Source organism: Geobacillus uzenensis (genome assembly GCF_002217665.1).
Taxonomy (GTDB): domain Bacteria; phylum Bacillota; class Bacilli; order Bacillales; family Anoxybacillaceae; genus Geobacillus; species Geobacillus subterraneus.
The window spans coordinates 1-17,492 of record NZ_NEWL01000007.1 but is presented as its reverse complement, the minus strand read 5'-3'; the positions used below and the strand labels follow the sequence as shown (position 1 = coordinate 17,492).

Annotated in this window: 17 protein-coding genes and 2 pseudogenes; 14 read left to right on the top strand and 5 right to left on the bottom strand. The window is 48.0% G+C overall.

Annotated elements, in window-relative coordinates:
* Positions 1 to 278: 278 nt before the first annotated feature.
* On the top strand, positions 279 to 1,265 hold the full coding sequence (locus B9L21_RS11915) for a restriction endonuclease (protein WP_063857339.1): 987 nt from the start codon (positions 279 to 281) through the stop codon (positions 1,263 to 1,265).
* Positions 1,266 to 1,335: 70 nt separating this feature from the next.
* On the opposite strand, the gene B9L21_RS11910 is transcribed toward B9L21_RS11915, so the two are convergent.
* The gene (locus B9L21_RS11910) at positions 1,336 to 2,640 is read right to left on the bottom strand and encodes an acetamidase/formamidase family protein (protein ID WP_011230887.1); all 1,305 of its coding nucleotides are present in this window, start codon (positions 2,638 to 2,640) and stop codon (positions 1,336 to 1,338) included.
* Positions 2,641 to 2,859: 219 nt separating this feature from the next.
* On the opposite strand from B9L21_RS11910, the gene B9L21_RS11905 reads away from it, so the two are divergent.
* The 6 genes and pseudogenes from B9L21_RS11905 to B9L21_RS11880 all read left to right on the top strand — a co-directional run bounded on the left by B9L21_RS11905 (position 2,860) and on the right by B9L21_RS11880 (position 9,112).
* On the top strand, positions 2,860 to 3,069 hold the full coding sequence (locus B9L21_RS11905) for a hypothetical protein (protein WP_014195569.1): 210 nt from the start codon (positions 2,860 to 2,862) through the stop codon (positions 3,067 to 3,069).
* Positions 3,035 to 4,447 carry an amidase gene (locus tag B9L21_RS11900; RefSeq protein ID WP_011230888.1) on the top strand — a complete coding sequence of 471 codons (1,413 nt, stop codon included), beginning with the start codon at positions 3,035 to 3,037 and terminating at the stop codon, positions 4,445 to 4,447. The genes B9L21_RS11905 and B9L21_RS11900 overlap by 35 nt, the downstream gene beginning before the upstream one ends.
* 252 nt (positions 4,448 to 4,699) lie before the next feature.
* Positions 4,700 to 5,568: pseudogene (locus tag B9L21_RS11895) on the top strand (Rpn family recombination-promoting nuclease/putative transposase).
* A gap of 243 nt (positions 5,569 to 5,811) precedes the next feature.
* Positions 5,812 to 6,303 carry a hypothetical protein gene (locus tag B9L21_RS11890; protein ID WP_011230891.1) on the top strand — a complete coding sequence of 164 codons (492 nt, stop codon included), beginning with the start codon at positions 5,812 to 5,814 and terminating at the stop codon, positions 6,301 to 6,303.
* 400 nt (positions 6,304 to 6,703) lie between these two features.
* The gene (locus B9L21_RS11885; protein ID WP_192927659.1) at positions 6,704 to 8,218 is read left to right on the top strand and encodes a malate:quinone oxidoreductase; all 1,515 of its coding nucleotides are present in this window, start codon (positions 6,704 to 6,706) and stop codon (positions 8,216 to 8,218) included.
* 345 nt (positions 8,219 to 8,563) lie between these two features.
* A complete protein-coding gene (locus B9L21_RS11880; protein WP_063857341.1) occupies positions 8,564 to 9,112 on the top strand; it encodes a YpiB family protein in 549 nt (182 codons plus the stop codon).
* A 127-nt stretch (positions 9,113 to 9,239) separates the two neighbouring features.
* Here the strand turns inward: B9L21_RS11880 and B9L21_RS11875 are convergent, their stop codons facing one another.
* The 3 genes from B9L21_RS11875 to B9L21_RS11865 form a co-directional block, all read right to left on the bottom strand.
* Positions 9,240 to 10,364 (bottom strand): NAD(P)/FAD-dependent oxidoreductase, encoded by a 1,125-nt coding sequence (locus B9L21_RS11875; protein ID WP_063857342.1) that lies wholly within the window; start codon positions 10,362 to 10,364, stop codon positions 9,240 to 9,242.
* Between the two features lie 356 nt (positions 10,365 to 10,720).
* Positions 10,721 to 11,515, bottom strand: coding sequence for an adenosylmethionine decarboxylase (gene speD, locus B9L21_RS11870; protein WP_063857375.1), 795 nt, complete (start codon positions 11,513 to 11,515; stop codon positions 10,721 to 10,723).
* 290 nt (positions 11,516 to 11,805) lie between these two features.
* Complete coding sequence (locus tag B9L21_RS11865) at positions 11,806 to 12,645, bottom strand: MBL fold metallo-hydrolase (RefSeq protein ID WP_063857376.1); 840 nt, start codon at positions 12,643 to 12,645, stop codon at positions 11,806 to 11,808.
* 444 nt (positions 12,646 to 13,089) lie between these two features.
* On the opposite strand from B9L21_RS11865, the gene B9L21_RS11860 reads away from it, so the two are divergent.
* The 6 genes and pseudogenes from B9L21_RS11860 to B9L21_RS18285 all read left to right on the top strand — a co-directional run bounded on the left by B9L21_RS11860 (position 13,090) and on the right by B9L21_RS18285 (position 15,858).
* Complete coding sequence (locus B9L21_RS11860; protein WP_063857377.1) at positions 13,090 to 13,428, top strand: YmaF family protein; 339 nt, start codon at positions 13,090 to 13,092, stop codon at positions 13,426 to 13,428.
* Positions 13,429 to 13,542: 114 nt separating this feature from the next.
* Positions 13,543 to 14,025 (top strand): DUF2935 domain-containing protein, encoded by a 483-nt coding sequence (locus tag B9L21_RS11855; RefSeq protein WP_063857378.1) that lies wholly within the window; start codon positions 13,543 to 13,545, stop codon positions 14,023 to 14,025.
* Positions 14,026 to 14,073: 48 nt separating this feature from the next.
* Positions 14,074 to 14,388: a YbjQ family protein gene (locus B9L21_RS11850; protein WP_063857379.1), complete on the top strand. Its 315-nt coding sequence runs from the start codon at positions 14,074 to 14,076 to the stop codon at positions 14,386 to 14,388.
* Between the two features lie 185 nt (positions 14,389 to 14,573).
* Positions 14,574 to 14,882 (top strand): ArsR/SmtB family transcription factor, encoded by a 309-nt coding sequence (locus B9L21_RS11845; RefSeq protein WP_413229275.1) that lies wholly within the window; start codon positions 14,574 to 14,576, stop codon positions 14,880 to 14,882.
* Between the two features lie 14 nt (positions 14,883 to 14,896).
* Positions 14,897 to 15,613 (top strand): annotated as a pseudogene (locus tag B9L21_RS11840) (cation diffusion facilitator family transporter); the annotation flags it as partial.
* 134 nt (positions 15,614 to 15,747) lie between these two features.
* Positions 15,748 to 15,858 carry a hypothetical protein gene (locus B9L21_RS18285; RefSeq protein WP_366663858.1) on the top strand — a complete coding sequence of 37 codons (111 nt, stop codon included), beginning with the start codon at positions 15,748 to 15,750 and terminating at the stop codon, positions 15,856 to 15,858.
* On the opposite strand, the gene B9L21_RS17715 is transcribed toward B9L21_RS18285, so the two are convergent.
* Entirely contained in the window at positions 15,828 to 16,262 is a 435-nt protein-coding gene (locus B9L21_RS17715) for a hypothetical protein (RefSeq protein ID WP_192927660.1), read from the bottom strand. The two genes, B9L21_RS18285 and B9L21_RS17715, sit on opposite strands and share 31 nt — an antisense overlap.
* Here B9L21_RS17715 and B9L21_RS11830 point away from each other — a divergent pair.
* Complete coding sequence (locus B9L21_RS11830; RefSeq protein WP_033025756.1) at positions 16,179 to 17,057, top strand: IS982 family transposase; 879 nt, start codon at positions 16,179 to 16,181, stop codon at positions 17,055 to 17,057. The genes B9L21_RS17715 and B9L21_RS11830 overlap by 84 nt on opposite strands.
* Positions 17,058 to 17,492: the final 435 nt, after the last annotated feature.

Here is a 17,492-nt window from a genome sequence, read left to right as displayed (position 1 = left end):
GCGACGATTCGTAAAGCGGATTACGGCAGCAAGCGCGCAGATGTATTGGATGGGAAAGATCATACGATCAAAATTGAACGAAATCGATTAAGCAGTTTGTAATAGACGGAGAACACCGATGGGCGGGCTTATTCTATATGGTTTTTTCGTTTTTGCTCATCTTATAATGGTATTGCATATAGTGGGGAGCTATCTGCTCGTCTTTTAAGCGCCTGTTTTTAGAAAATGTTTGCTTCGCGAATGGAGCGATTTCTTTTTACAAAAAAGGGGGAAATCCAATGGCAAAATGGTGGATGATCCGCGCGGGCGACCGCAATGAACTGATTCCGCTTTGGCTGGAAAAGGGCATCGCATCGATCGGCTGGGCGCGGTTAGGAAACCCAAGGCATTTTTCATCAAAGCAACAGCTTCAACAGAAGGCAGACGAAGTGTTTAACGAGGCCAAACCGAAATCAAGAAATAGCTGGGTTAATCAAGTGTGGCGTTTCAGCCATGAAATTAAAAAAGGCGATCGTGTGATCACGTACTCTAAAGAAAGAAGAGAATACATTGTCGGAACGGTCACAGAGGAGCATGTGTACGATCCTGACATCGGGCACCCGAATTATCCGAACATCATTCGGGTCAACTGGGAAAACGCCCGGATCTCAAGAGATTCATTGCCGCAGGCGGCGAAAAACAGTTTAGGCTCTACCTTAACAGTTTTTCGGGTCGATGAGTGGGGGGATGAAATCGAACGACAATTGAGCAACCCGTCATTAGCTTCCGTCGATAAAACCATTGAACCGGAAGAGGACGAAATCGTCGAAGATCTTGTTGGAAAAGCGTTGATGATGATCCAGGACAAAGTGGACAAGCTTGATCCGTGGCAAATGCAAGATTTAGTAGCAGGCTTGCTTCGGGCTATGGGGTACAATGTGCAAGTCAGCCCGAAAGGCCCTGACGGTGGGGTGGATGTGTTGGCCTATAAGGATGCATTCGGTTTTGAAAAACCAATTATTAAAGTGCAAGTTAAGCATCGCAAAAGTGCCGCTTCGGCTCCAGAAATCCAGCAGCTTCTCGGGGCCAACCCGATTGATGCCAATTGCCTGTTCGTCTCAACAGGCGGTTTTACTTCCCATGCAGAGGCAGTCGCCAAACATAATTCCGTTAAACTGATTGATTTGGAAGAACTGGTCAACTTGATTGTCCATTGGTACGAGAACATGCCAAATGATGCGAGAGCGCTGTTGCCGCTGCAGAAAATGTATGTGCCCGAATCTTGACAAACATAAGGCTTCATCCCTGCTTGGCAAGTGCGAGAGGATGAAGCCTTTAGTGATGATCGACATGTTTTTACTCTAAAACGCTGCGATATTGATCGTACACTAGCGAGGTCAAACTAATCTTGTCTAAATAACGAACAGGGCACAAGAAGGTCACGGTGATGACCCCAGGATGTCGGCCAATTTCGATGGCGCCGGTAATCGTGGCACGGTTCATCACCTCAGGGACAGAGATGCCTAACGTTTTCGCTGCCCGCTGCAACCCGTTTTCTGTTGCCTCATTTAGGTTGGCACCTGTCCCGACAAAGGAAATCGGCAACGATTCTTCCAACTTGTTTACCCCCCATGATTGTGCCAAATCGAGGGCGATCTCTTTTTCTTTTTTTGTCAATGGCTTTGCCAAGTAGGGGAGGTCCTCAGCAACAGGAAGAAGAATCGGTCCGTCAATGGTCAACCCTTTGATCACTTTCACTTGAAGGGTGACGATGCCAGATACGTCGGTCGTATGCCCAGCAATTTCCCCGTCGCCCTGCATGGCATGCATATCACCGAGATAAACACCTCCGCCCCGCACTTTCACAGGGCAGATCAACACGGCGCCTTCGCGTACACGGTTAATGTCCATATGTCCGTCCGTGCGATCTTCCAGCTGTTCTTTCGTAATCCCGTATTCATGTGGGGCGTTGATCAGAAATTGGCCAAAGTCGCCAGCGTTATGTGAATCCGGTAGCGGACGCGCCGGGGTGGTGCCGAGCTGTCCGAGGAACGGGCGGAGTCTGGCCACCGTTCCGACTAAGTCATGGGGCGCAAACGTGACGATCGGGTTTTGGACGGAGTTGTCGGGTGTCGCCATGTAGTACCGTCCTTGTCGAGCGATGTGTTCTGCCGCTTCTTTATGCACGGTCACGCCGATTTGTCGGTTTGGATCAAACGTCATCGTATAGCCGTTCGTAAATACAAATGGAGTCACGTCCGCGCCACAATTCGCGCACCGAATGGCTTCCGGGCCGATCCCCTCGATTTTCGTTTCCGGGTACATCGTTCCGCACTGTGGGCATTTGACAGCAACGAACGGATCGCCGACAAACCGACCTTCCATTGGTTTATCATTTCCTGAGGATGTGGCGATAGAGGTGACGCGAATCGATTTGATCTTAATCGCAATGGCGTCTCCTACTTCAGCGCCTTCGACAAAAACGGGCTTTGTCACTTCATGGCCACCGCGGATGCAAGGAGTGATCATCGGTCCCCAGCAGCCAGGAGTAGTATTGGCGACAATGTATCCCCCATCCTGCACGGGGCCAAGCATGTTTCCATGAGGGTCTAAGATGCCGTTAGTGAACTCATTGACAAACACGGTTTGTTTCGCTTCCATGGCGTTCCCCTCTTTACTTTTAGATTTTAGGATTGGTTACATAGGAACCTTGGATCGCTGACAACGAACCTTCGACGGGTGATGTCTAACTACATTTTAGGAAATTCAGTAGAGTATTGTCAAAATAATCGGGTGTATATTTATTATATTTTGTTAAGTCAAAATATTTTGGAATTTAATTCTTGTAATGTATAATAATTTTAGAAGGGAGGAAACGAAATGAGCAATAGCATAGAAAAGAAATTAAGAGAAAAAGGGATTAAGTGTTCAGAACAGGAATTGATGATGCTTGAGCATCAGTGGAAAGCCATTCAGCAACTAAAACAGGGAGTCGAAAAACTTGGTTTGAATGAGGCAGATATTGGAGTCGTTCACCAACCGGGAGGTGTGTATCGTGGAAAAACGGCTAAATACGAAAACAATCTCTGAACTTTCCCCTCTTCTAAAAAACAAAGAAGTTTCACCTGTTGAGCTCGTTGACGATGTACTCGAACAAATTGAAACATTAAACAATAAGCTGAATGCCTATATAGAGGTGACAGCAGAGAAAGCACGCAAGCAAGCTGAGTTGGCGGAATCGGAAATCCGATCTGGAAATTACCGCGGCCCGCTACATGGCATCCCTATAGCAATCAAAGATATTCTTTACGTAGCTAATGAAACAACAACGATGGGGTCAAAAATTCACCGAAACTTCCGGCCAACTTACAGTGCGACAGTAATCGAGAAGTTGACGGAAGCGGGAGCAGTGTTTCCTGGAAAAACAAACTTGCATGAGTATGCTTGGGGAGCAACGAACAATAATCCTCATTTCGGACCTGCCCGAAATCCTTGGGATCCTGAACGCATTCCCGGAGGCTCAAGCGGAGGATCGGGGGTCGCAACGGCGGCGCATATGACGATTGCTTCCCTAGGAACAGATACCGGTGGTTCGATTCGAATTCCTTCTTCGTTTTGCGGCATTGTCGGTTTAAAGCCCACCTATGGACTAGTAAGCAAATATGGTTGTTTCCCGCTTGCATGGTCGTTGGACCATATCGGTCCGATGGCGAAAACGGCGAGGGACGCTGCCTATATTTTAGAAGCCATGGCAGGATACGACCCAAAAGATCCTACTTCCACCGATGCCCCTGCAACGAGTTATTCCACACAATTCATGGAGTCTGTTAAAGGTGTAAAAATTGGCATAGAACCGTACTTCTTTGATCATGTGGATGAAGGAGTCGAAAGAGCGGTTAAACAGGCGATTGCTTCTTTGGAACGCGAAGGTGCTGTTGTAGAAACCGTGCGAATTCCAACATTGCAATATGCGCAGTATGCGGAAATGATCACGATTCTTTCAGAAGCCAGCGCTATTCATCACAATCATTTAGTAGAAAGGGAAGAAGATTTTGGCGATGATGTCCGTTTCCTTTTAAAGCTTGGAGAACTCCCTTCCGCTGTAGACTACTTGGAAGCGCAACAAATTCGTTTGAAATTGGATCACGAGTTCATGGAAATATTCAATAAGGTAGATGTTTTGATCACCCCAACCATTCCGTTTCTCCCTCCCAAAATCGGGCAGGATACGGTATGGATCAATGGAGAGGAAGTAAACTTTCTTGACCATATCATCCGTTTTACAGGACCGTTTAACTTGACGGGCTTGCCTGTTGTAACGGTGCCATGTGGTTTTGTTCAAGGACTTCCTGTAGGGATGCAAATCATCGGCCCAGCCTTTGGGGAAGGAACGATATTAAATGTTGCTGATGTGTTTGAAACGTTGCATCCTGAGCTGAAATACCCGCCGGCCGTTCTAAGAAAGTAAAAGCAAACGCTGGTCGTGGCGATGTACTTACTGAAGGGCGGTCTCAAAAGGTGATGATGACATAACTTTTTGAAGCAGCCTTTTTCAACTGAGTGTTTTTCACTCGCGTTCGCTGCTGTTTGTATGACGGGGAGCAAGCACAAAACGGAGAGCTTTTTTCCTGGCTCTCCATTTTTTATGTCTTCCATGCAGGATTTTCGCCTCGTGCTCACGAATGATAGTTGGTGAACATCTTCATCGTGAGGTGATCGGATGGCCATTGACCATGACCGATTGTTCAAAGAGCTGATCCAGACGTTCTTCGAAGAGTTTTTCCTCCTCTTTTTCCCCGACATGCACGAGCATATCGATTTCCGCCATTTGTCCTTTTTGTCCGAAGAACTGTTCACTGATGTGACCGCAGGAGAAAAATACCGCGTTGATCTGTCGGCCGAGACGAAGCTGAAAGGGGAAGATGGACTGATCATCGTTCATGTGGAGAATCAAAGCTGCGTGCAGTCGTCCTTTCCGGAGCGCATGTTTGTCTATTTCAGCCGTTTGTTTGAAAAATACCGCATCCGCATTGTTCCCATTGCCGTCTTCAGCCATGATGCCCTCCGTGATGAACCGTCCGTGTTTTCGATTGAGTTTCCCTTTGGCGAGGTGTTGCAGTTCCGCTTTTTCCCGATGGAGCTGCGCAAGAAACATTGGCGGGATTCTATTCGGCATGACAATCCGATTGCGGCTGCGCTGCTTGGCAAAATGGGGTATACTGAAAGTGAGAAAGTTGAGTTGAAAAAAGAGTTTTTGCGCATGTTGGTGCGGTTGGAGCTGGATGAAGCGAGGCAGCGGCTGCTCTTGGGCTTTTTTGAAACGTATGTGAAGTTGTCGGAGGAGGAAGAGCAACAACTGCAAAGAGAAGTGAAGGCGATGGAAACGAAAGAAAAAGAGAACGTGTTGGGGCTGATCATTTCCTATGAGCAAAAGGGAAGGAGGGGTTGGAAGAAGGGATGGAACGTGGAATTCAACAAGGAATGAAACAGCTGATTCGTAACATGGAGCGCAAAGGAATGACGGTGGAAGACATTGCTCGGTTGGTGGATCTTCTAGAGGAAGATGTTCGGGGATTGCTTGAAGAGTAGGGAAATAAAAAACAAGGGGATGGCCATGGGGAATAAGAAGGTTGGTGACGACAAGCGGCCAATTGATCGTCGTATGGACGGCATGGCCTAAGGATGCCGAAGGGCCGCTGCGTTTGTGAAGACCGTGACCGCGGAAGCGCCTTGCTTGATTACGAAATTTGGCCGCCTTTCATCCTACGGTTTCCATTGCGGGATGAAAGACGGTGTTGTTTCGCATCTTCTTGTGAGGGAGGAAGAGAAAAGTTGGATTTCCGTGATATCCCGCAACTCATTGCCCGAATGCTCATGGAAGTGATTCAAACGCATATACCGCACCAATGGATATACACCGCTGAACCATTCATCAATCCATACAACGGCAAGATCAGCTATGACTATTCCGGTGAAGTGAGGAAAATGAAGAAGGAAGAGTTCGCCGAGCTTGTCCGGTCGCTGGGGAGAAGTAAGGGCTCGCGATTTTATTGTTCTCCGTTAGATGAGTTGTTAAACAACGTTTACATTGATCAATGGGTGCCGACGTATATGTCTAACTATGGAAAGCGTTGGGTGACATACTGTGACTTGCTTAGGGAAACATTTGATCAATGGAAGTACAGCCACTTTGAGATTTATGACGAGGACGGGAATGAGGTCAATGAAGATCTCAACTTGCAACTTGATGAAATATTCGAAGATTTTTTAGAGAATACTTCGCACGAGCCATTTGTTAGAGAAATTGAAAAAACGATTGCCTAATACGATGGATGTCACCTTGGAATGTTTCGGGTGTAGATGGCTTATATGACGCTTTGGCGGCATGGAGCCGTCTTTTTTGCTGCTATGAAATGATTTCGTTTGTTTTTCATCAGTCTTCTTGAAAAATCTCTGCGTTTTTTCTCGAGATGGTGGCGAAATATTCAACGATTTTGTAAAATTATTGTGAAGGGCGATTGCGGATGGTCGTGTTGATGTCATGAATATGCAACGGTGCATTGAATTATATTAATATATTTTTGTTAAAATCGATAATAGTGACATACTATTAATCAATTGTGTTATAATAAATTTTGTAATCGCCCTCAAAAACAAAAGGGGTATCGGTGGAATCATTTCGAGCGATCGCTCGATGCTCTTTTACAACTATTCATGGATAGGGATGGTAAACATGGGCAACAAACAAGGAAAAACGGATGTCATTTTAATCGGCGCTGGCATTATGAGCGCGACGTTGGGGACACTCTTGAAGGAATTGGCGCCAGAGTGGGACATTGTCGTCTTTGAAAGACTGGAAGAGGCAGGAGCGGAAAGCTCCAACGAATGGAACAATGCTGGAACGGGGCATGCGGCGCTTTGCGAGCTGAATTATACCGTTGAGAAGCCTGATGGATCCATTGACATCAGCAAAGCCATCAAAATCAATGAGCAATTTTACGTTTCCTTGCAGTTTTGGGCTTATTTAGTGAACAGTGGGGTGCTTCGTGATCCAAAAGAGTTCATTCGTCCGTTGCCTCATATGAGCTTCGTGCAAGGGGAAGACAATGTCGCATTTTTGAAAAAGCGGTATGAAACAATGGTGAATAACCCGCTGTTTAAAGGTATGGAATTTTCTGATGATCCGAAAAAGTTGGCCGAATGGATACCGCTCATGATGGAAAATCGCGTTGTGAACGAGCCGATCGCAGCTACGCGGATCGAATCAGGAACAGATGTGAACTTTGGGGCACTGACGCGCAAACTGTTTGAGCATTTAAAACGGAAAAATGTCGAGATTCATTACCGTCATCATGTTGATGACATCAAGCGGACAAGCGACGGTCTATGGGAGTTAAAAGTGCGCGATTTAGATAGCGGCGCTGTTGAACGTCATGTGGCCAAATTTGTCTTCATTGGTGCTGGGGGAGGAAGCCTCCATCTGTTGCAAAAATCCGGCATTCCGGAAGGGAAAGGGATTGGCGGATTCCCGGTCAGTGGATTGTTTATGGTGTGCAACAATCCGGATGTGGTTGAGCAGCATCATGCGAAAGTGTACGGCAAAGCGAAAGTCGGCGCGCCGCCGATGTCGGTTCCGCATTTGGATACGCGGTTTATCAACAATCAAAAAATGTTGTTGTTTGGACCGTTTGCCGGCTTCTCGCCGAAGTTTTTGAAAAACGGGTCAATGCTCGATTTGTTTACATCAGTCAAACCTCACAACTTGTTGACGATGTTGGCGGCCGGCGTGAAAAATATGGCGCTTACGAATTATTTGATCCAGCAAGTGATGTTATCGAAAGAACAGCGTATGGAGGAATTGCGCGAGTTTGTTCCGACGGCGAAAAGCGAGGAATGGGATGTCATTGTTGCCGGTCAGCGCGTGCAAGTGATCAAAGATACGGAAGCTGGAGGCAAAGGAACGTTGCAATTTGGTACAGAAGTCGTTCATGCGGCTGATGGTTCGATTGCGGCGTTGCTTGGCGCCTCGCCGGGCGCTTCGACCGCCGTTCATGTTATGCTAGAAGTCATTGCGAAATGTTTCCCGGAACGAATGAAAGAGTGGGAGCCGAAGGTGAAAGAAATGATCCCTTCCTACGGTGCATCGCTCATGAAAAACGAACGGCTTTTGCATGACATTCAAGTTTCCACAGCGGAAATGCTCGGTTTAGGCGAAGGATCGGCACTGCAGCTCGTTTGAATGTGTGTGATTCAGTAGCTTGCCGATATGTGGCGTTTACTGCCATAAACAACAAGCTGCCCAAAGACAAAGGGCAGCTTTTTTTGGCAGGACTTTTTTCTTGTTGTCCGCAGCTGCATGGAAGGCCGAAATGGGTTATACTGTATAGACAAACGGACGGGAAAAGACGGGCGTTGTCGATGATTATCGGCCTGACCGGTGCCGCGGTTTGTTTGATGATTTTTGAACGGGGCTAGTTAAGGTGTCAGACAACTTTGTCGCGGTAAACGAATAAGTTAGGTCAGACGTCATTCTTCCCTGTGGTGAACAGTGAGGACTTGCAGGTTTCATAAAGGGGGTGGTGTAATGAGGTGGGTGTCGTCGTTGGAGAAGCGTCATTTTTTAACTTCGTTTTTGCAAAATTACCGCTTAAAACATCCGGATGCCCGGTTTGTGCTCAAGTATTTGCTGCAGCATCCGCATTTGCTTGAAAACGTCCATTTTACGGAAAACGAGCAAAAGCAGGCGCGATGGCTGATGATTTCGGCTGCCACGGCCGAGGAAGAGGGGCTTGTGTTTTATCGGCGTGGCCAAAAAAGCACAAGCTTGGCGGCGATTATGGGCGATTTGGCGCTGCGCCCGAATGAGCCGCTGTACTTGACGCTTCACTTTCCGGGAAAAGCAAGAAATTTTTCGTATCTCCGGCTGATTGATCACCGGGCCTTTGAAAATGTTCGGCGGCATGAACGGCATGAAAAAATGGCGAAAGCGGCCGAGCAAGTGTTGGATGAAGCATTAAAGCGCCATGAAGTGTCACGGTTGAGGCTGCAAATTGACCAAGCGCTTGACCGCAAAGACATGGATTTGTTTCAAAAGCTGACGGAGCAACTAAAAAAATATGAAGGACAAAGCTGACGGGCGGTTCTCAGCTTTGTCCGGGCGGCGCAAGGCTTCATCGCATTCGCAGTGGACAACAGGTCTTGTTGCGGAATGGATGAGCCGGCTTGGTTGTTCACCATTCATTTCGTGCACCGTGACGCCACTAGGGGAGCGGGACGATGGCGCTTGTCACATCGTAATCGCTTGGGTTGAGTTCCGTCGGTAAACCGAGAGCGAGTTTCGCCAACTCTCTTCCTAAATAGGGGCCGACGGTGAGCCCTGAGGAGCCGAGGCCGTTGGCGATATACAGTCCAGAAACACCCGGCATCGCCCCGAAGATCGGGAGAAACCCAGGCGTGCGCGGGCGGAATCCGACTCGTGTTTCGACGTATGTACAGGTGGAGAGACCTGGTGCGATCGCAAGTGCTTTGTCCAATAATTCGTGCATCCCCCCAGCGGTAGGGCGGACGTCCAGACCTGCTTCGTCTTCATGCGTCGTTCCGACCACCATTCTTCCTTCTGGAAAGGCGAGCATATACTGATTGCCTGGCGGCATGACAACAGGCCAATGGGATGTGTCGCGGTTCGGATAGTCCAAGTGGATAAGCTGCCCTTTTTGCGGTGTGACAAGCAGCTCGATACCAAGAGGACGAAGCAGCTCGCTAGCCCACGCGCCGGCTGTGACGATGACCCCTTCGGCGGCATAGGTCGCCCCATCCGCCTCTACACCGATGATGCGCGCACCTTGATGGAGGAGCCGGGCATTTCCGCGGATGTAGATGGCCCCGAGCGTTTGGGCCGCGTTAAGAAGCGCATCGCGCAGCGCCCGGCCGTTGACGCGCGCCCCCCCGCTCACATAAATGGCGTGATACCCTTCAGATAGCGGCGGAAACAGCTCTTTTGCTTCCTTCGGCCCAAGCCGCACGATGTCTCCGATTTCCGGTGCTTCCTCCCGCCGTTTGCGCGCACGCTCTTCCATCTGTTCAAGCTTTTGTTCATCTGTATGCAGGCAGAGCGCGCCGACGCGTGCATAGCCGGTTTCCGTTTCCCCGTGTGATAGCAGCTCCTCAATGAGGGAAGGGTAAAACTTCGCTCCGTTTTTTGCCAGCTGATACCATTTTTTGTTGCGGCGCTGCGACAGCCAAGGGCAAACGATCCCCGCCGCCGCATCGGTCGCCTGCCCTTTGTCCTTGCGGTCGATGATTGTTACGGCAGCCCCTTCTTTCGCTAAGTGGTAAGCCACCGCCGCACCTAAAATGCCAGCCCCGACAACAATGTACGATCCCATATTCACACCTTTTCCTTTTTTCTACTAGCATACCATATGTAGTGCAAACGGAGAAGCTGCAGGGGGAGCTTGAACGGCTGATCGGTGATCACGAATGCCGAAAAGCTCTCCCTTCGTGAACTACCCGCCACCTACGCTTCGCTTGGAGGTGGAGGCTTCAAGCGACTTGTGCGTGTTCGCTGAACGGTAAGCCACACACAAGAACCCTTTACGCTTTCCTTCGCTCCGAAGGCGTCCGTTCTAACCATAGATGACCACATCAGTTGGCGATCGCCAACCGACATTCATCTCCCACCTACTCATTGGGCTTTGCTCTGCACATTCCTTGAGGTGGGAGACTTCTGTCGGAAATTACGTTAAAAGCTGCTAGGCATATTTTTTCCATAAAAAATTTCGTCCATTTCCCTTCTCAGTTTGGCAGCTGTTTCTTCTACTTCTTGTCTCGGTAAGGCGTCTTTCGTATACCCGAAGAGATAGTTGTCTAAATCAAATTGCCGCAGTTTGCATTTTGTATGGAAAATGTTCTCTTGATAAATGTTCACATCAATCATGTCGTACTTCTCGCGAATGGTTTCTGGAATATAATTTTGAATCGATGTAATGTCATGGTCAATAAACCATTTGGATCCATGAATGTCGCGCGTAAACCCGCGCACGCGGTAATCGATGATCATAATGTCGGCGTCAAACGACTGAATCAAATAATCGAGCGCTTTTAACGGCGAAATTTCTCCACAAGTGACGACGTCAATATCAGCGCGAAACGTACTGATTCCATCACTTGGATGGTATTCTGGGTATGTATGGACGGTAATATGGCTTTTATCAAGCGAAAGTACGACCGCTTCAGGCAGCGGCGCCTCGGCTTGCGGAACTTCCACCACCGGCCCCTCGGAAACGAGCATCGTCACACTCGCGCCTTGCGGAACGTAATCTTGTTTGGCGATGTTTAGCACATGGGCGCCAATGATCTCGGCGACGTGTTTCAAAATGCTGGTCAGCCGTTCGGCGTTGTATACGTCGTCGATGTAGGAAATGTACGCTTCCCGCTCCTCGGGTGCTTTCGTATAGCAAATGTCGTACATATTGAAGCTGAGCGATTTGGTCAAATTGTTAAATCCGTGCAGCTTCACGCGCGGCGTGTCGTTCATGGCTTCAGTCATTCCTTTCGTTTTTTCTTAATTTGTCCGATTTGCGGCAAATGTAGTGAACATTTTGTGCAGAAAGAAATGAGTTCCAACTTCCCGCCGCTAGACGGGTTTGACTGTTCCGGAAAAGCTCTGCCTTTAGGATCAGGATGCCAAGAGGGCGGACAAACGGCAATGATATCGAAAAAGGACGTCATCGAAAACGGTGTGAACATCGTAAGCGCCCGATGGACAAACGGATCAAAAAAGGACGCCCGTTCAGCCGTGGCATGGCCGTTTGGGGACGTCCCGCTTCAACTGGCTTGTTTCGCCTCATAGTCTCGAATCACCGAACGGATGATATGCAGTGAATCCCACTCTCCGCCGGAAAAAAAGACAATCGGGTATTTTTTTGGAAACAGGAGCGCTTGAATTTGTTTTGGCGGCATTCCATTTTCGTATAAGTCAATAATGGTATCTTGCAGTTCGAGCAAATAGTCAAGCTTCCGCCGAAGCGCCTCGCGTCCGTTTGGGAGGTAGCCCGCGTGGGCGCAGAAGACGTCACCGAAGTCGTACGTCAACACATGCTGCAAGGAGGCGATGATCGCCGGAATGTCCTCCTCGCGCAAGATGACTTTCGTTTTCTCTTGACAGTACAAGTCGCCGCTAAACAGCTGGCCCGTTTCGCGATTCAAAAAGACGACATGGTCAATCGCATGGCCAGGTGTCGGAATCACCTCCCATGTGGCGTTTCGAGAAGAAAACGTGGCGTCGATGGGCTCGGCAGCAAACGGGTCGCGCTTTCCCCAAAAGATTTTCCGATACAACGGATAGTCCGCCTTTTGCCGGCAGTAGTCGATCATCGGTTCATTCATATAGATGGACAATCCCATCGTTTGTTGCAAAAACGCTGCACAACCGGTATGGTCTTCATGAAAATGAGTGATCACAACTTGGTCGATGTCGTGCTGTTGAAAAAACGAGGCGAACTCGCTTTCCATCGATTTGGCCCCGGTATCAATGAGAACGCCGTCAACGATGAAGCAGCGGACCGTAAGCCGAACGCCTTGAAACGAAGCGGTCGCTTTGGCGATGTGCACGTTGTTGACCATTTCGGTTTCAAATCGTTTTTTGATGATTTTATGGATCCACATGGCGAGCGTTCCTCCCTTTGTGTGCAGATGCTGGCACCATTATACCACAAAGAATGAATGTTCATTCAATTTTGTATTACAAGTGATTCGGGATGATAAAAATGAGCCGGTAGTGCCGAAGAATAGGCAGAACACTCAACAGGTAGTAGAGTGCAAGAAGAAGGGCCGCAGGATAAAAGTCTCCACAACTTTTGCTTATTGCATCATACTTTTTCTCTTTCTTCATATGAATGTTTTGCAGGGGCAGGTCTCTTGTAATTTCGCTAAAGGATAGACGAGCGATAACTCCATCTGCTAACTTTCTGGAATAAGAAGGATCGAGGGCAGACGTCTTCGTCTCAAGAGTTTTCCCTGCTTGGGCTGGATAGCGGCGGGCGGCCGTTGTTCTGCTGCGGCGGAAATGAAAGGGCTTAGCGCAACTCTTTATTTAAACGGGGGATTGTTATGAAGCGGGTAGGAAAGGACGATTTTGTCTCCGGTTTTGTTCCACATCACAACCATGGTTCGGTCGATTATACCTCCATCGAAGGTGGGCATGTCCATCAATGTTTGGATGTTACGTCGCCGCCGATTGTTACGGAAGACGGGAACCATATTCACTATGTTGAAGGGTATGTATTGTACGAAGACGGCCATACCCATTACTACCGTGCATATTCGGGGCCGGCCATTCCGGTCGGAAACGGAATGCACGTCCACTATTATGATTTTTACACATCTGAAGACGCTGGACACCGCCATCGCGTCACAGGAGTTGACAAACCGGCGCCCGGGACGCGGTGAACATTCAGGCGAAGCAACCGTTTGACAGGTTGCTTTGCTATTTTTATGGCATGGACCGTCCTTTTTGCCCATAGATTATGAAAGGAGGGGGGACAAAGTCAGGAGGGAGAGAGCATGCAATTTTACTATGGCCCACATATGCCGCTGCGTATTTTGGATGAAATTGAATTTTGGAAGCACCAAGAGGAGGAACATACAGTAGTGATTCGTGAGCTTGTGTCCGGATTGGAAGCACGATATGTAGATGCGTTGAAGAAGTGGGAAGAGGCCTTATCGGTTACGCACCAACAAGCGGTCCGCTATATCGAATCGGTGATCCGGGTCGGTTATTATGTTCCGGAACAACTGCATCAGCAAGTGCTCCATTTCGTTTCATTCTGCTTGCAACAAAGTCTTCAATTCATCGAATTGTGCCGACAAGTGAAAACGAAAAGTGCGGCCGTCGCCCAAAATCCGACGGCGAAAGTCGTGTTAGACCATATTATTCGCGAATCGGAGTATTTTATCGGCATCGCCCAGCTGTTGTTGTACGGAACCCAACCAGCGCCGGCTGCGCCGCGGGCAAATTCGGAAGCGACACCTGGCGACGAAAAGTAGTATAAATAGAATCACGGACTTTATGATGAAAGGCAGGGGGGCATCGTTGTGATTGTCACGACCACCCATACGATTGAAGGAAAAGAAATTGAAGCGTATTTAGGCATTGTGGCAGGGGAAGTTATTCTAGGCGCCAATGTCGTTCGCGATTTTCTCGCCAGCATTACCGATATGATCGGCGGGCGCAGTGGGGCGTATGAAAGCAAGCTTGCTGAGGGAAGAGAATTAGCCATTCGCGAAATGGTGAATAAAGCGGCGAAGCTCGGGGCAAACGCGGTCATTGGCATTGATCTTGATTTTGAAACATTGCGTGATGGCATGATGATGTGCATTGCGACTGGGACGGCTGTGAAGGTGAAATAGCGGCGTAGCGGATTCCGAGGCAATAGCCGCATACAAAAAAATAAACATCGCAATGATCAGCGGTGGACGATGCTCCCCGCTTTTTTTCATGGCCAATGATTGACAACGATCACAAGATGAGCATATAATGCATATATATGAACATATGCTCATATGTTAATTAATATAAAGGCGAGGGAATGGCAGTGAAAACGGAAGATCATCTGTTTTTAGAAGCGGAAACAGTCGATGAAGTGTCGCGTCTATTTAAAGCATTAGCGGATCCCACTCGGATTAAAATGTTGCATTTGTTGTCGCAGGAAGAATGCCATGTCGGCCATATCGCGGAAGTGCTCGGCATGTCGCAGTCGGCCGTTTCCCACCAGCTGGCGTTGCTTCGGACGTTGCGGCTCGTCAAATACCGCCGCGAAGGGAAGACATTGGTATATTCTTGCGATGATGACCATGTGATTTCATTGCTAAAACAGGCGATTGACCATGCACAACACCGGTGAAGGGGAGTCGGGTTATGCATCACCATGCGCATGGCCATTGCGGCCATCATCACCATGGCAGGGAAGGAAATCGAAAAGGGTTAGCGATCGCTCTTGGCATAACGGCGGGCATTATGGTTCTAGAATTTGTCGGCGGACTTGTAACGAACAGCCTTGCCCTTCTTTCGGATTCGGGGCATATGCTGAGTGATGCCGCTTCGCTTCTGCTGAGTTTAGTGGCAGTGTGGCTGGCGGCGAAGCCTGCCTCTCCAAAGAAAACGTACGGATTGTATCGGTTCGAGATTTTAGCAGCGCTTGCCAACGGCGTAACATTGGTGGTGATTGCCGCTTGGATTATTTGGGAAGCGGCAGGGAGATTGGTGAATCCTCCCGACGTAGCGAGCGGACCGATGATGGCGGTGGCTGCCGTTGGATTGTTGGCGAATCTTGTGAGCGCTTGGGTGCTGATGCGCAAAGGGGATGTCAAGGAGAATGTCAATGTCCGCAGCGCGTATTTGCATGTACTCGGCGATGCGTTAGGTTCGGTCGGGGCGATGGCGGCAGGGCTTGTCATCTGGCTGTTCGATTGGTACGCGGCCGATCCGCTCATTTCCATCGCGGTGGCGGTTTTGATTCTAAAAGGAGCATTTGCCGTAGTCAAGCAGACAGTGCATATTTTAATGGAAGGAACGCCGGCGGCGATTGACCATGCGGAAGTGAAGGCGGCGCTCTCGGGCATTGATGGGATGATGTAATAATCCAAAAAAATCTCGGAAAATGGAGGTTCATTAGTGTTCTTTCTCTTTTTTTGACCACATTTTGACCACGAAAAAATTATAAATTTTTTATTCCAGATGTTCAAAGTTATTATCAACGTATATGTGAAATGCAAATTGAATTAGAATCAGAACTAAAACAGCAAGAGTGGGGAATGACAGATTTTCGCTTAACCGACCCAGATGGTTACTATTTAAGAATCACTTCACCTAAAAATTGAGGGGGAAGAATGGTCAAACCAACAAAAGCAGGACGATTGCCCTGCTTTTTTGATGTAATTTTGATGTCAATTAATAGCTTGTTAAGAAGGGGGGTTTTCTTCGCTCCAAACTTTTTGTTAACCATTTCTGAGATGTAACTTGTATTTAGAACATCTGTCCTTTCATACAATTTCATACAAATTACTAAGGAAGATAAGCTTGCATTAATGTATATATAACCCATGGTGCTAGATAAACTTGAGCAAGCATAAAAATAGCCCTTGCTGGCGGATCTCCTGTAGAATGAAAGTGCGACCTGCCATTCGAAAGGAGAATCCCCATGCAAGAGCACTTTCATTTTACTACAGATCGAGCCAAGATTCAAAAGCAATATGCCGCCATTTTCGTTTTTGTTTCTGCCCAACTTTCATGCATTCAGGTGCATCTTCACCGTCGAAATCGCCATTTGGTAAAGCAAGAGGACGCTGTCATCATCGCCATTCATCTTTTAGGAAAGCTGCTCGGTTTTACATCCGAACGGGCATGGCATCGTTTTGTCACGGGAAATTTGTTCACAAACGGCTCGTTTCTTGAACGCTCCCGATACAACCGCCGTTGCCGGGCGCTTGGTTTCGCCATCAAATGGATCCGTCATGAGCTGGCAAAACGCGGTCAACATCATGCCTATGCCGTCGTTGACAGCTTGCCGCTCCCGTTGTGCCATACCGCAAGAATGCATCGCGTCAAACGATTTCAAGAGATGGCAGACATCGGATATTGCGCTTCCAAAAAGCAATGGTACTACGGATTGAAGCTGCACCTTCAAGTGACTGATCAAGGGCTGCCGATGGGATATGTTGTCACCGAAGCGTCTTGTCACGACCGGGTGGCCGCTGAAACCGTCATGACGCAAATTCCACATCCGTATAACCTCGGTGACAAAGGGTATATCAGCCAAACGCTGCAAAAGAAGCTGTACGAAGAGCACCGAGTCGCGTTTTGGACGCCCGTCCGAAACAATCAGCGAATTCGCCAATCGGATGCATGGAAACAATGGATGAAGCGAAAACGTAAAGTGGTGGAAACCGTGTTTTCGATTTTAGTCGATTCGTATCGGATCACCAAGATTCGCGCGAACTCGGTTTCTGGATTTGAAACGGCACTGGATGGTATTTTACTGGCTTACTCACTTGTTGTTCTCGGGCTAGTTGAGCGCTAGCGCTCAACTAGCACCACGGGTATATATAAAGTTACAACTGTAAAACTCTGCATAGAAAAAAGTAGTTTTATATTATTTCTCATCAGATGTAGGATTTTAAAGTTTTTTCATTTTATGGGCTTATTTTCTTGACATAATACCACTAGTTACCTTTCGTCTATCTTAAGTAATGTAATTAAAATATAACTTCAGTGTTGATATAATCGCTATCTTTTGTGTCGATTGTGCTCGATAATTGTAGAAATATTTTGCTTGTTTTAAAATTTTTGGTTATTTATAATATTTCTTGAAAGGGGGGTGAGCGTATGGTAACTATTCACCCCAGTGCTAGTGTATAAAAAAGCCCAGCACAAATAGGGCATTTCGGTCATAGAAAATGCCCTAGGTAGCGGAAAGAACTCGATCGATCGTTTCGCCTGCCAACAGAAGACATAA

Bases quoted from the DNA above. Each gene is read 5' to 3' on its own strand.
- B9L21_RS11915 (WP_063857339.1), top strand. From the start codon at position 279: ATGGCAAAATGGTGGATGATCCGCGCGGGCGACCGCAATGAACTGATT.
- B9L21_RS11910 (WP_011230887.1), bottom strand. From the start codon at position 2,640: ATGGAAGCGAAACAAACCGTGTTTGTCAATGAGTTCACTAACGGCATC.
- B9L21_RS11905 (WP_014195569.1), top strand. From the start codon at position 2,860: ATGAGCAATAGCATAGAAAAGAAATTAAGAGAAAAAGGGATTAAGTGT.
- B9L21_RS11885 (WP_192927659.1), top strand. From the start codon at position 6,704: ATGGTAAACATGGGCAACAAACAAGGAAAAACGGATGTCATTTTAATC.
- B9L21_RS11880 (WP_063857341.1), top strand. From the start codon at position 8,564: ATGAGGTGGGTGTCGTCGTTGGAGAAGCGTCATTTTTTAACTTCGTTT.
- B9L21_RS11875 (WP_063857342.1), bottom strand. From the start codon at position 10,364: ATGGGATCGTACATTGTTGTCGGGGCTGGCATTTTAGGTGCGGCGGTG.
- speD (WP_063857375.1), bottom strand. From the start codon at position 11,515: ATGAACGACACGCCGCGCGTGAAGCTGCACGGATTTAACAATTTGACC.
- B9L21_RS11865 (WP_063857376.1), bottom strand. From the start codon at position 12,645: ATGTGGATCCATAAAATCATCAAAAAACGATTTGAAACCGAAATGGTC.
- B9L21_RS11860 (WP_063857377.1), top strand. From the start codon at position 13,090: ATGAAGCGGGTAGGAAAGGACGATTTTGTCTCCGGTTTTGTTCCACAT.
- B9L21_RS11855 (WP_063857378.1), top strand. From the start codon at position 13,543: ATGCAATTTTACTATGGCCCACATATGCCGCTGCGTATTTTGGATGAA.
- B9L21_RS18285 (WP_366663858.1), top strand. From the start codon at position 15,748: ATGCAAATTGAATTAGAATCAGAACTAAAACAGCAAGAGTGGGGAATG.
- B9L21_RS11830 (WP_033025756.1), top strand. From the start codon at position 16,179: ATGCAAGAGCACTTTCATTTTACTACAGATCGAGCCAAGATTCAAAAG.